Source organism: Rhodanobacter sp. Soil772 (assembly GCF_001428385.1).
Classification (GTDB): Bacteria; Pseudomonadota; Gammaproteobacteria; order Xanthomonadales; family Rhodanobacteraceae; genus Rhodanobacter.
The window spans coordinates 345,686-358,683 of record NZ_LMSK01000002.1; the positions used below are offsets into that span (position 1 = coordinate 345,686).

Genomic DNA, 12,998 nt, shown 5'->3' on the forward strand with positions numbered 1-12,998 from the left:
CCTTCTTCGTTGCCGCGTTCCGCAGGCGATCAAGCGATCAGGCGATCGACCTCGCACACCTGCGCCAGCGCCTGCATGCCGGCCGGCATGTGCACGACCTGCAACGCCCGTCCGCGCCGGGCAGCTTCGGCCGCAACCGCCAGCACGCAGGCGAGCCCGGCGCTGTCGCTGTGGCGCACGCCGGCCAGATCAAGATGCGACACGGAGCCGCCGGCCAGTGCGGACTGGATCGCCTGCAACGCCGCCGCCGCGGTGTCGAAGCTCAGCTCGCCGCGCACGCCCAAGGTACCGGGCGTGCCGGTGTCCAGCTGGAAACCCTGTGCGGCCGCATCCGTCACGGCTTGTCCTTGTTGTCCTTGGCCATCGTCTCCAGCGCCTTGGAGCCCTGGGTCTCGAGGTTGGTGATCAACTGGTCGATGCCGACCTTGCGGATTTCCGCGTCCACCTGGTTGCGGTAGTTGGTGACATAGGAAATGCCCTCGATGATCACGTCGTAGGCCTTCCAGTCGCCGCTGCGGCCCTTGCGGAACGCATAGTCGATCGACACCAGCTTGCCGTCGTCCAGCACCACCTGGGTGCGCACGACGGTACGCTTGTCGTTGAGGTCGCCCTTGAACGGCAACACCTTGACCCGGCCGCGGGTGTAGTTGAGCAGGCCCTCGGCGTAACGATGCGTGATCGAGTTGTAGAACGCCCGTGCGAAGCGCTCGCGCTGCGCCGGGGTGGCTTCGCGGGCATGCTGGCCGAGCACCAGGATCGAGGCGTAGTCGATGTCGAAGTGCGGCAGGAACACCTCGTCGATGACGCTGATCAGCTTTTCCTGGTTCTTCTTCAGTTCGTCGCGATGCCCTTCGATCGCCGTGGCCAGCTGATCGGCGATGGTCTGCACGACCGCTACCGGAGCCTGCTGGGCGGCGGCCGGGGCAGCAGCATCCGCCTGGGCGAACGCCGGAACGGCGATGACGGTGCCAAACGCGATGGCGGTGGCAAGAGCCAGTCTGCGCAACATGGGTAACTCCTTCAGCAGAACCGGCTCAGCGAGCCGGTGGGGATAGCGGGCTATTTGCTGCCGTTGCCGGCATCTTTCTTGTCACTGGGCGAACCGTTGACCAGGAACTTGCCGATCAGGTCCTCCAGCTGCATCGCGGACTGGGTCAGGATCATCTCGTCGCCGTCCTTGAGCGAGTCGGGCGAACCGCCCGGCTGGATCGCAACATACTGGCTGCCGATCAAACCGCTGGTGAACACCGCGGCGGCCGAATCGTCGGGAATCGCGTCGTAGCGCTTGTCGATCGACAGCACGACCTCGGCGTTCAGCTTGACCGGGTCGGCATGCACCGACTGCACGCTGCCGATCACCACGCCAGCCATCTTCACCGGCGCACCGGCCGAAAGCGTGCCGACATTGGTGAAGCCCGCCCTCACCGTATAGCTGCCGCCGACATTGTCGACCACGCCGCCGGCGCCGAAGAACTTGCCCAGCATCTCTTCCAGCGGCTCGGTCGACTTGGTCCGTGCCAGCGTGCCAGCGGCCGCCACGAACTGCTTCGAGGTGCCGTACTGGATGCCCACGTACTGGTCGCCGAGCAGGCCGCTGGTGAAGATGGTCGCCACCGAATCCTGCGGGATGCGGTCGTAGTTCTTGTCGATCGACAGCTTCACGTCGGCCACGTCGTGGCCCGACTTCAACGTGATCGACTGCACCTGGCCGACGCGCACGCCGGCGATCTTCACCGGCGCGCGCTCCTTCAGCTGGCCGATGTTGGTGAATTGCGCCTCGACGGTGTAGCTGTCGCCCTGGTGCACGTTCGCCACCGAACTGGTCTGGGTGGCCAGGTAGGCCAGCGCGGCGAAGCCCAGCACGATGAACAGGCCGGTGCCGACGGCATACGAACTTCTCGGTTGGCTCACGGCAGAATCCTCGGAAAACGATAGGTCATGGCAGTCACATCAGGAAGGCGGTGAGGACAAAGTCCAGCGCCAGGATCGCGATCGACGAGGCGACCACGGTACGGGTGGTGGCATAGGCCACGCCTTCGCTGGTCGGCGGCGTGGTGAAGCCCTGGAACACCGCGATCAGCGAGACCACCGCGCCGAACGCCAGGCTCTTCAGCAGCACGCCGTTGACGATATCGGTACGCACGTCGACCACCGCGGTCATGTTCGACCAGAACGTGCCGTTGTCGATGCCCAGCCAGGTCACCCCGACCAGATGCCCGCCGAACACCGCCATCGCGCAGAACACGCAGCACAGCAGCGGCATCGCGATCAGCCCGGCCAGGAAGCGCGGCGTGGCGACGTAGGCGATCGGGTCGACCGCCATCATCTCCATCGCGTCGATCTGGTCGGTCGCGCGCATCAGTCCGATCTCGGCGGTGATCGAGGTGCCGGCGCGCCCGGCGAACAGCAGCGCGGTCACCACCGGCCCCAGCTCGCGGTACACCGACAATGCCACCACCATGCCGCTGGCCGAGGTGCCGCCGAAGATCGACAGCACGTGGTACAGCTGCAGCATCAGCACCATGCCCACGAACAGGCCGCAGACCATGATGATGGTCAGGCTCATCGCGCCGACGAACCACAGCTGGCGGATCGTCTCGCGCACGTAGCGGAAGCTGCGCGGAACCGCCGCCAGCAGGGTCAGCAGGAACAGGCCGCAGGCGCCGATCTGCGCCAGCGACTGGCTCACCACGTTGCTGCGTTGCGGCTCGCGCACGTTCATTTCGCCGCTCCGGCAAAGCCCAATGCCTGCGCCAGATCGCCGGCCGGATACTGGAACGGCACCGGGCCGTCCGCTTCGCCGCCGAAGAACTGCCGCGTCCACGCCGAGCCGTCGTTCGCGATGGTCTTCGGGTCGCCCTGCGCCACCACCTTGCCGTTGGCGATCAGGAATACATGGTCGGCGACCCGCTGCACGGCGGCCAGCTCGTGCGCCACCAGCACGCTGGTGATGCCGAGCGTCTGGTTGAGCGTGCGGATCAGTTTCAGCACCTGGTTCAGCGCCACCGGGTCGAGCCCCACGAACGGCTCGTCGTACAGGATCAGCATCGGGTCGAACACGATCGCCCGCGCCAGCGCAACGCGACGCGCCATGCCGCCGGACAGTTCGTTCGGAGTCAGCCGCGCGGCGCCACGCAAGCCCACCGCCTGCAGCTTCAGCAGCACCAGGTCGCGGATCAGCACCTCGGGCAACTTCGTGTGCTGGCGCAGCGGAAACGCCACGTTCTCGAACACGTCGAAGTCGGTCAGCAGGGCCGAGTTCTGGAACAGGTAGCCGATCCCCTCGCGCATCTTGTACAGCTGCTCGCGCGACAGCTCGGCCACGTTCTCGCCATTGACACGGATCTCGCCGGCGTCGGCACGCATCTGTCCGGTGATGTGCTTGAGCAAGGTGGTCTTGCCGGTGCCGCTGGGGCCCATGATCGCGGTGATCTTGCCGCGCGGGATGTCCAGATCCAGCGCGTTGAAGATGGTCTTGCCGTTGAGTACCGTGGTCAGGCCACGGATCTTGACCAAGGTGGTGTCGTCAGATGGCGGGCGCACGGGCTGGGTCATGGAAACGTCGGCCACACAAAGATGTACAAGGTAATGGAACCGCACCGGCAACGCCACGCAACAGGCACTTTCCTGCAGGAGCCCGCCAGCGGGCTCCTACGAGGCCAGCAACTCGTCGATCAGCGCCTCGTGCCGTTGCCATTGCAGCGCGCTGCGCAGGCGCACCGCCCGCACGATCGCCTGCAACTCGGCCAGCGCCTCGTCGAACACGTCGTTGACCAGGATGTAGTCGAACTCGTGCGCGTGGGCGATCTCGCCGCGCGAATTGCGCAGCCGGCGCTCGATCACCTCTGCGCTGTCCGAACCACGACCGCGCAGGCGCCGCTCGAGTTCCGCCCGCGACGGCGGCAGGATGAACACGCTGACGCAATCGGGCTTGCTGCGGCGGATCTGCTCGGCGCCCTGCCAGTCGATCTCCAGCAGCACGTCGCGGCCCTGCGCCAGCAGTTCCTGCACGGCGGTGCGCGAGGTGCCGTACAGGTTGCCGTGCACTTCGGCATGTTCCAGAAAGATGCCCTCGGCGATCTCGCGCTCGAACTCGGCGCGTTCGACGAAGTAGTAATGCCGCCCGTACGTTTCGCCCGGCCGCGGCGGCCGCGTGGTGTGCGACACCGACAGCGAGATCGCGCTTTCGCGCTCGAGCAGCGCGTTGACCAGGGTGGACTTGCCGGCGCCGGAGGGCGCGGCGACCACGAACAGCGTGCCCGCTTCAATCGACATAAAGATGCGAAGCTCGTTTGCCCCCTCTCCCTACCGGGAGAGGGTTGGGGTGAGGGGCCACGGCTGGCGCGGAACGTATCGTCTTCATTCGATGTTCTGCACCTGTTCGCGCATCTGCTCGATCAGTACCTTCAGCTCGACTGCGGCATTGGTGCTGCGCGCGTCGACCGATTTCGAGCCCAGCGTGTTCGCCTCGCGGTTGAATTCCTGCATCAGGAAATCCAGCCGGCGCCCGACCGGCTCGGCCAGGCCCAGCACGCGGCGCGTCTCGCCGATGTGCGTGCTGAGCCGGTCGAGTTCCTCGTCGACGTCGGTGCGGGTGATCTGCAGCACCAGCTCCTGTTCCAGCCGGCCCGGTTCGACCGGCTGCTTCAGGTCGGCCAGCCGCGTTTCCAGCCGGGTGCGCAGCGCGGCGCGGATCTCCGGCATCCAGCCGCGCACGTCGGCGACCACGCGTTCGATCGCGTCCAGCTTGTCGCGCAGGATCCCACCCAGCGTCTCGCCCTCGCGCTCGCGGGTGGCGGTGAGTGCGTCCAGCGCGCGATCGAGCACCTCGAACAGCGCGGCCTGCTGCGCTTCCGGGTCGGTTTCGGCCTGCTGCATCACGCCGGGGAAGCGCAGCAGCTCGGTGAGTTCCACACGCAGGCCGGGGAAGCGCGAGGTCAACCCCAGATGCAGATCGGCCAGTTGCGTCAGCAGCGTCTCGTTGACCTGCAGCGACGCGCTGCGCGCCTCGCCGCCACGCAGGCGCACGGTGAGATCCAGCTTGCCGCGCGACAACTTCGCCGCCACCCGCTCGCGCAGCTGCGACTCGAACGCGCGCAGCTCATCGGGCAGGCGCGGGCTCAACTCCAGATAACGATGGTTGACCGTGCGCAGCTCGCAGCTGAGCGTGCCCGCGGGGCCGGTGGCTTCGGCGCTGGCATAGGCCGTCATGCTGCGGATCATGCGGAGGTATCCGGACGTGGGGAAAGAGCGCAATGGTAAACTCTCCCGTCCCGCCTTGCCCAATCCGGCCAAGCGCCCCCAGGACCTGCCCCATGAATTCCGTCACCCGCCCCAGCGGCCGCGCCAGCGACCAGCTGCGCACCGTCAGCATCGAACGCCACTACACCCGCCACGCCGAAGGCTCGGTGCTGGTGAGCTTCGGCGACACCCGCGTACTGTGCACCGCCAGCATCGAGGACCGCGCCCCGGCCTGGCTGCGCGGCAAGGGCGAGGGCTGGATCACCGCCGAATACGGCATGCTGCCGCGCGCCACCAACACCCGCATGCAGCGCGAGGCCGCGCGCGGCGGCCAGGGCGGGCGCACCATGGAGATCCAGCGGCTGATCGGCCGTTCCCTGCGCGCCTGCGTCAACCGCCAGGCGCTGGGCGAGCGCGTGATCACGCTGGACTGCGACGTGCTGCAGGCCGACGGCGGCACCCGCACCGCGGCGATCACCGGCGCCTACGTGGCCCTGGTCGACGCGGTGAACCTGCTGATGAAGCGCGAGAACCTCAAGCGCAACCCGATCGTCGGCGCAGTCGCCGCGGTATCGGTCGGCATCTACCAGGGCGTGCCGGTGCTCGATCTGGATTACATCGAGGACTCCGGCTGCGATACCGACATGAACGTGGTGATGAACGACGGCGGCGGTTTCATCGAGGTGCAGGGCACCGCCGAAGGCCACGCGTTCCGCCGCGACGAAATGGATGCGCTGCTGGCGCTGGCCGAGAAAGGCATCGGCGAACTGGTCGCGGCGCAACGCGCGGCGCTGGCGCTGTAAATCGGGAATCGGGAATCGGGAATCGGGAATCGACAGATGATGCAACGGGTGGTACTGGCCAGCAGCAACCGCGGCAAGCTCGCGGAGTTCAACGCGTTGCTCGCCGACAGCGGATTCGAGGTGGTTGCGCAATCGAGTCTGGGCATCGCGGACGCCGAGGAAACCGGCCTCAGCTTCGTCGAGAACGCCTTGCTCAAGGCGCGCCACGCCGCCCGCGCCAGCGGCCTGCCCGCGCTGGCCGACGACTCCGGCCTGTGCGTGGCGCACCTGCGCGGCGCCCCCGGCCTGTATTCGGCGCGCTATGCCGGCGGTCACGGCGACAGCGCGGCGAACAACGCGAAGTTGCTGCACACGCTGGACGGCGTGCCGGTAGCGCAGCGCGACGCGTTCTTCATCTGCGCGCTGGCGTTGCTGCAGGACGCCGACGACCCGGCCCCGCTGGTCGCCGAAGGCCGCTGGCACGGCCGCGTGCTCGACGCGCCGCGTGGCGAGAAGGGTTTCGGCTACGACCCACTGTTCCTGCCGCACGGCCAGGCGCTTAGTGCCGCCGAACTCGAACCGGCGCTGAAGAACCGCCTCAGCCACCGCGGCCAGGCGCTGGCCCTGCTGCACGAACGGTTGCGCGAACTGCGCCGCGCATGAGCCTGATCGCGCCACCGCTGTCGCTGTACATCCACATGCCGTGGTGCGTGAAGAAGTGCCCGTACTGCGACTTCAATTCGCACGGCCTGCGCAGCGAGCCGCCGCCGTACGCCGACTACATCGACCACCTGCTGGCCGACCTCGACGCCGACCGCGCGGACTTCGCCGCGGCGCTCGAAAGCCACCCGGGAATCAGCCGGCCGGTCATCAGTGTGTTCTTCGGTGGCGGCACACCCAGCCTGTTCGCGCCGGAACTGATCGCGCGCCTGCTCGACGGCGTGCGCGAGCGCCTGCCGCTGCAAGCCGATGCCGAGATCACCCTGGAAACCAATCCCGGCACGGTCGAGCACGGCCGCTTCGACGGCTACCTGGCAGCCGGCGTCAACCGCATTTCCTTCGGCGTGCAGAGCTTCGACGACGACAAGCTGAAGCGGCTCGGCCGCATCCACTCGGCGAACGAAGCGGAAGCCGCGGTGAAGTCGGCGCAGGATGCCGGCTACAGCAACATCAACCTGGACCTGATGTACGCCCTGCCGCAGCAAACCCTGGACGGCGCACTGGCCGACGTCGAACGCGCGGTCGCGTTGGCGCCCACGCACATCTCGCACTACCAGCTCACGCTGGAGCCGAACACCGCGTTCGCCGCCAACCCGCCGCCGCTGCCGGACGACGACCACGCCTGGGCGATGCAGGAGGCCTGCGAGGCGCGTCTCGCCGCCGCCGGCTACGGCCAGTACGAAATTTCCGCCTATGCGCAGCCCGGCCGGCGCTGCGCACATAACCTCAACTACTGGCAGTTCGGCGACTATCTCGGCATCGGCGCCGGCGCGCACGGCAAGCTCAGCGACGCCGCCAGCGGTCAGGTGCACCGGCGCTGGAAAACCCGCGGTCCGCGCGCTTACCTCGAAGCCAACGGCGGCCCCGCGCGGATCGGCGGCGACAACGTGGTCGGCGCCCACGAACTGCCGTTCGAGTACATGTTGAACGCGCTGCGCCTGATCGACGGCGTGCCGATGGCGGCCTTCGCCGAACGCACCGGGCTGCCACCGGAACGCCTTGCCGCTGTACTGGCGACGGCGCGGCAGCGCGGTTGGCTGCGCGACGACCCGCAACGGCTGCATACCACCGCGCTGGGCCAGCGATTCCTTAACGACGTGATCGGCCTTTTTCTCGACTGAAAACGGCCATCCCGGCGCCAAGCACCCGGATGGCATAGCCGCGGCAACCGGCATAGACTTGCCGCTCCGGGGGAATTCACAGGTTCATGCATGGATGTCGGACACGATCGACGTCACTCGTCTGCGTCGCCCCAGGGCGGCCGCATCGGCAGCACGCGCTGGCCCGCGCGCGCGCAACGCCTGCTGGAATCCAGCTACACGCTGTGCGTGGAAGGGCTGCAGGAACCCCTGCGTCGCTGCCTGGGTGAATTCGAGAAACAGCTTTTCGCGCTGGCCGAGCGCGCGCACCACTCCGGCGAACAGCAGGATTGTTTCGCCAGCCGGCAACGCGTGCTGCAGGGCCGCAGCGCCTTCGCGCAACAGTTCATGGAACGTCTCGGCAGCGCGCTCAACGAAATCGACAGCGCCACGACCGGACCGGCCACGGCTGCCACCGACGTAAAGCCGTGGCAATCGCTGGAGCTGGTCGACCCCGGCGAGCAGGAAGTGTCGATGACGCTGGAGCAGTTGGGCGCCCGTGGCGAAGTGCGCCACAGCAACGTGCTGCACGAACTGGGCCATCGGCTGGCGGTGCTGGTCGGCGCACCGCCGCTGGAAGGCCAGGCACTGCCGCTGGGTCCGCACGTGTTGGCGCAGACATGCCGTGCGGCCAGCGCCGAACTCGAGCTGCCGCTGAAACACCAGCTGCTGCTGCTGCAACATTTCGACCAGTGGGTGATCCAGGCGCTGGCGCCGCTGTACGACACCATCAACGCCCGCCTGCAAGGCGACGGCATCCTGCCGCAGTTGCGCAGCATTCCGGTCCCGCGACACATCGGCAAACGGCCGCGTCCTGCCGCCAGCGGCTCCGAGCCGGCCAGCGAATCGGCGCCGGCGACCGGCAGCACCGCCACGACGCAAGGCGCCGGTTCCGGCACCAGCGGCTCCATCGAAGTACTGGAGTCCCTGCGCGACCTGCTGGCGCGGCAGCGCGCCGGCCAGAGCGGCGGCGGCCAGCCTATCGGCCGCGCCGCCAGCGAGCCGGAACTGCAATCCGCGCTGGGCGCGCTGCAGCAGCACCTGGCCCAGGTCACCGACCAGGCCAGCCGCGAACTGCGCAGCGCCGCCCGCCTGCGCGAGGAATTGCTGGCCCAGCTCAACTCCGGCAAGCCCAGCGACGCGCCACGCACCCAGCTCAGCGACGAGCAGGGCGACACGGTGGAACTGGTCGTGCGATTGTTCGAGCAGCTTGGCCAGCAGCTGCAGCATGGCGGCAACGCCAGCAACCTGCTCAGCGACCTGCAACTGCCGGTGCTGCGCATGGCGGTAGCCGACCACGGCTTCTTCGAGAAACGCGAACACCCGGCGCGCCGGCTGCTGGACACGGTGACCGCGGCGGCGAACGACTGGCTCGACGGCAGCGACGACGAGAGCAACCGGCCGCTGGCGACCAAGCTCGAGCAACTGGTCAACCGCGCCAGTCAGGAACCACCCAGCGCCGGCCTGTACACCACGCTGCTGGCCGACATCGAACATCACCTGGCCTTGCTCACGCGCAAGGCGCAGGCGGCCGAGCGGCGCCACGTGGAAGCGGCGCAGGGACGCGAGCGGCTCGACCAGGCGCGCCATCGCGCCAGCGAGCTGATGGCCGAACGTTTCATGCAATCGCCGCCGCGCGGCCTGCTGCGCACCCTGCTCGACCGCGCCTGGTCCGACGTGCTGGCGCTGACCCTGCTGCGGCATGGCGAGGACAGCGAACCGTTCCGTGCGCAACTGGCGATCACCGACCAGTTGCTCGGCCGCCTGCCGGTGGACGATCGCCTGCAACTGCAGGTGGAAGTGGAATCCGGCCTGCAGCAGATCGGCATGCACGCCGAAGAAGCGGTGCAGGTGGCGCAGCGGCTGCTCGGCGCGGGCAAGCCCGACCCCGGCGTGGAACTGCCCAGCGCCACCGATCTCGCGCTGCGCCTGAAGCAGCACCAGCGCCTGGGCAAACAGCAGTCCAGTCATGAGCCTGCCGCAAGTCAGTCACCGACAACGGCAGTTGCACCGACCACGGCGACGGCGTCGGCGCCCGCGCCTGCGCCTGCAGCAGCGGCGGTCGACCCACGCGCGCGGCGCATCGAGCAGCACCTGCGCGAGCTGCCGTTCGGCAGCTGGTTCGAGTTCATCGATCCGGGCACCGGGCAGATCGCCCGGCGCAAGCTGGCCTGGTATTCGCCGATGTCCGGGCGCTGCCTGCTGGTCAGCCGACGCGGCCAGCGCGGCGAGGAAATGACCCTGGCACAACTCGCCCAGGAAGTGGCCAACGGCCACGTGTGCGAAGTGCCGGCGCAGGCGGAGGGTCTGCTTGACCGTGCCTGGCGCAGCCTCACCGGCAGCCTGCGCCAGCCGGCCGAACCGCACCGTTCCACCCCGCCGGAGGCTGCCCGCCGATGAGCACCAGCAACCAGCGCCGCGCCGAACGCAAGCGCGCATCCGCCAACGCCATCGTCACCGACGTGATCAGCGGCCTGCCGATCGGCCACCTGGGCAACCTGTCCAGCACCGGCATGCTGCTGATCAGCGCGCAAGCGCCGCGCAGCGAGGCGTTGTACCAGGTCAGCATGATCCTGCCCGGCGCGGGCCGGCTGCTGGCCCAGTCGCAGCCGATCGAGGTCGGCATCCAGGAACAGTGGCACGAGTCCGCCGCCAGTTCGGGACAGATCTGGGCCGGTTACCGCATCGTGGCGATCACCGACGCCGATGCCGCCCGGATCGAGGGCTGGCTGGCGCAGGACTGACGCCAGCCGGCAGGCGTTTCACTGGCGATCGCGGCACACGCGCGTCATCATGCACGTCTGCTTTCCCTTCCCCCAGTTCACCACGGGCTGTACCGGCCCTGCGCGCAAGCAACTACCGGCCATCGCGGCACGCGCAGACCACCCGGCAGCAGGGCAGCCCGCCGCCGAGGAGTCACCATGCACGACCAGCTCGCCTCGCTGTACCCGCACCACCTGGCCACCGTGCGCGAACGCGCCGACAAGGCCCTTGCGCTGGGCGGTTTCGACCATCTGCTGGTTGCTGCCGGCACGCCGCTGCGCAAGTTCCTCGACGACCAGGACTACCCGTTCGTGGTCAGCCCGCAGTTCAAGCACTGGCTGCCGCTGGCCGGCGCGCCGGGCAGCTGGATCGCGTACACCCCGGGGGCGAAGCCGAAGCTGGTGTTCGTGCAGCCGCGCGACTACTGGCACGTGGTGCCGGAAGCGCCGCACGGCTACTGGGTCGAGCACTTCGACATCGTCATCGTGCGCAGCGCAGCGGAAGCCATCGCGCAACTGCCGGCCGGCAAGCGTGCGGTGATCGCACCGGCCTGCCCTGGCATCGACGGCGTGGAAATCGACAACCCGCAGCAGGTACTCGACTACCTGCACTGGCACCGTTCGTACAAGACCCCGTACGAACTGGCGCTGATGCGCGAGGCCAGCCGCATCGGCACGCGCGCGCATCGCGCCGCCGAGAACGCGTTCCGCGCCGGCGAAAGCGAGTTCGGCATCCACATGGCCTACCTCGCCGCCGCACGCCAGATCGACGCCGAACTGCCGTACGCCAGCATCGTGGCGCTCAACGAACACGGCGCGGTGCTGCACTACACGCACTTCGACCGCACGCCACCGGAACGCAGCCGCTCGTTCCTGATCGACGCCGGCGCCAGCGCTGCCGGTTACGCCAGCGACATCACGCGCACCCACGCAGCGCCCGACGCGTGGGAGTTCCAGGCATTGATCGACAGCGTCGATGCCGCGCAGCAGGGCTTCGTCGCCAGGGTGCGCGCCGGGCAGAGCTACCCCGAGCTGCACATCCACGCCCACCACGTGCTGGCCGGCGTGCTGCGCGAGCACGGCTTCTTCCGCATGAGCGCGGAGAGCGCGGTCGAGTCCGGCGTCAGCAGCGCGTTCTTCCCGCACGGCCTCGGCCACCCGATCGGCCTGCAGGTGCACGACGTCGCCGGTTTCCAGCAGAACGAAGGCGGCGGCACGATCGCGCGTCCGGACGGCCATCCGTATCTGCGCATGACCCGCGCGCTGGAACCGGGCATGGTGGTGACCATCGAACCCGGCCTGTACTTCATCGACATGCTGCTGGCCGAACTGCGCGACAAGCCGTTCGCCGGCGACATCGACTGGACCCGTATCGACCACTTCCGCCAGTACGGCGGCATCCGTATCGAGGACGACGTGGTGTGCACCGACGGCGCGCCGGAAAACCTCACCCGCGATGCGTTCGCGCTGAGCTAAGCCGCCGCACCAATTCTTCGCTTCTTCATTGTTCCAGAGCTAAGGAGCTTTCGTCCTCCTTCGGAGGGCGAGTCCCTTTCTCTCGCTTGCCCGAGACAAAGGAACCAAAGAGAGGGGCACCCCGCTTGGCGCTTGCCGGGCCTCCTGCCCGGCAAGTCCGTGAGCCGGGGCCGGGCTTTTCGACCGGACTCCTGTCCGGGCGAAAAGGCATCGACATCCCTGTCGATGCTCGCTGCGCGGCCTATCGACCCCGACTCACCGCCGCGCAAGGGACCCCGGGTAGAGCAGCGGGCCATCGTGGCCCGCACTCGGTGATAAAGCGCAGAAGCGAAGCAGGGCAACAGCCGGAGCAAGGCATCGCTCTGCCGTTGCTCTGTTTTTGATCGGCTCTTTTGAAGAGTACAGGCCACGATGGACCGCTGCTTTACCGGGGCCCCTCTGAAGCGGCGGGCGGGTGGAGGAAAAGCCCGCAGGGTGGCCGGCAGGGATGCCGGCCAGTTTGGCGTCAGCACAGGATGTGCTGTCGACAAACCCCGTAACCCGACCGCGAACTTTCCGGGCATGGCGAGGGCATGGATGCCCGAGTTGAGGCAACGCAGGAGCGGTTGCCCGATGCCCGGAAAGCGCGTAAGCGGGGTGGCCTTCTCTTTGGGTTACTTTTCTCTTGGCCACACAAGAGAAAAGTGACTCGGTCGCCGAAGGCGATCGACCGCTCTGCACTTGAGCTCAACGCACACGAAAGGAATTGGGGTTTCCTTCTGCGAGGGAGCAAAACGTTCCTCTCCATCGAAGCCAAGCAGAGCCGTCATAGCCATTTTCGACATGGAGCCACCGAAGCGCCGCTGCGACATTCGTCCACACCGCGCCCACATCCGCGC

Annotated in this window: 13 protein-coding genes; 6 read left to right on the forward strand and 7 right to left on the reverse strand. The window is 68.0% G+C overall.

The window, feature by feature from the left end; genetic code table 11:
* Positions 1-29: 29 nt before the first annotated feature.
* From ASG75_RS08270 to ASG75_RS08300, 7 genes are all read right to left on the reverse strand, one after another.
* Positions 30-338 (reverse strand): STAS domain-containing protein, encoded by a 309-nt coding sequence (locus ASG75_RS08270; RefSeq protein WP_056387792.1) that lies wholly within the window; start codon positions 336-338, stop codon positions 30-32.
* Positions 335-1,009: an ABC transporter substrate-binding protein gene (locus ASG75_RS08275; protein WP_056387796.1), complete on the reverse strand. Its 675-nt coding sequence runs from the start codon at positions 1,007-1,009 to the stop codon at positions 335-337. The genes ASG75_RS08270 and ASG75_RS08275 overlap by 4 nt, the downstream gene beginning before the upstream one ends.
* 50 nt (positions 1,010-1,059) lie before the next feature.
* Complete coding sequence (mlaD, locus tag ASG75_RS08280; protein WP_056387799.1) at positions 1,060-1,911, reverse strand: outer membrane lipid asymmetry maintenance protein MlaD; 852 nt, start codon at positions 1,909-1,911, stop codon at positions 1,060-1,062.
* 34 nt (positions 1,912-1,945) lie between these two features.
* The gene (gene mlaE / locus ASG75_RS08285; protein ID WP_056387802.1) at positions 1,946-2,722 is read right to left on the reverse strand and encodes a lipid asymmetry maintenance ABC transporter permease subunit MlaE; all 777 of its coding nucleotides are present in this window, start codon (positions 2,720-2,722) and stop codon (positions 1,946-1,948) included.
* Positions 2,719-3,555, reverse strand: coding sequence for an ATP-binding cassette domain-containing protein (locus ASG75_RS08290; protein ID WP_056387805.1), 837 nt, complete (start codon positions 3,553-3,555; stop codon positions 2,719-2,721). Before ASG75_RS08290 ends, mlaE begins: the two co-directional genes overlap by 4 nt.
* Before the next feature lie 96 nt (positions 3,556-3,651).
* Entirely contained in the window at positions 3,652-4,275 is a 624-nt protein-coding gene (gene gmk, locus ASG75_RS08295; protein WP_056387807.1) for a guanylate kinase, read from the reverse strand.
* Between the two features lie 84 nt (positions 4,276-4,359).
* Complete coding sequence (locus tag ASG75_RS08300; protein WP_056387809.1) at positions 4,360-5,223, reverse strand: YicC/YloC family endoribonuclease; 864 nt, start codon at positions 5,221-5,223, stop codon at positions 4,360-4,362.
* 92 nt (positions 5,224-5,315) lie between these two features.
* On the opposite strand from ASG75_RS08300, the gene rph reads away from it, so the two are divergent.
* The 6 genes from rph (at position 5,316) to pepQ (ending at position 12,120) form a co-directional block, all read left to right on the forward strand.
* Positions 5,316-6,044, forward strand: coding sequence for a ribonuclease PH (rph, locus tag ASG75_RS08305; protein WP_056387812.1), 729 nt, complete (start codon positions 5,316-5,318; stop codon positions 6,042-6,044).
* A 39-nt stretch (positions 6,045-6,083) separates the two neighbouring features.
* Positions 6,084-6,686 (forward strand): RdgB/HAM1 family non-canonical purine NTP pyrophosphatase, encoded by a 603-nt coding sequence (rdgB, locus tag ASG75_RS08310; protein WP_056389172.1) that lies wholly within the window; start codon positions 6,084-6,086, stop codon positions 6,684-6,686.
* On the forward strand, positions 6,683-7,864 hold the full coding sequence (gene hemW, locus ASG75_RS08315; RefSeq protein WP_056387814.1) for a radical SAM family heme chaperone HemW: 1,182 nt from the start codon (positions 6,683-6,685) through the stop codon (positions 7,862-7,864). The genes rdgB and hemW overlap by 4 nt, the downstream gene beginning before the upstream one ends.
* Positions 7,865-7,954: 90 nt before the next feature.
* Positions 7,955-10,282, forward strand: coding sequence for a DUF1631 family protein (locus tag ASG75_RS08320; RefSeq protein ID WP_056387817.1), 2,328 nt, complete (start codon positions 7,955-7,957; stop codon positions 10,280-10,282).
* The gene (locus ASG75_RS08325) at positions 10,279-10,626 is read left to right on the forward strand and encodes a PilZ domain-containing protein (protein ID WP_056387820.1); all 348 of its coding nucleotides are present in this window, start codon (positions 10,279-10,281) and stop codon (positions 10,624-10,626) included. The genes ASG75_RS08320 and ASG75_RS08325 overlap by 4 nt, the downstream gene beginning before the upstream one ends.
* Before the next feature lie 177 nt (positions 10,627-10,803).
* Positions 10,804-12,120, forward strand: a complete 1,317-nt coding sequence (gene pepQ, locus ASG75_RS08330) for a Xaa-Pro dipeptidase (protein WP_056387823.1) — start codon at positions 10,804-10,806, stop codon at positions 12,118-12,120.
* Positions 12,121-12,998 lie beyond the last annotated feature (878 nt).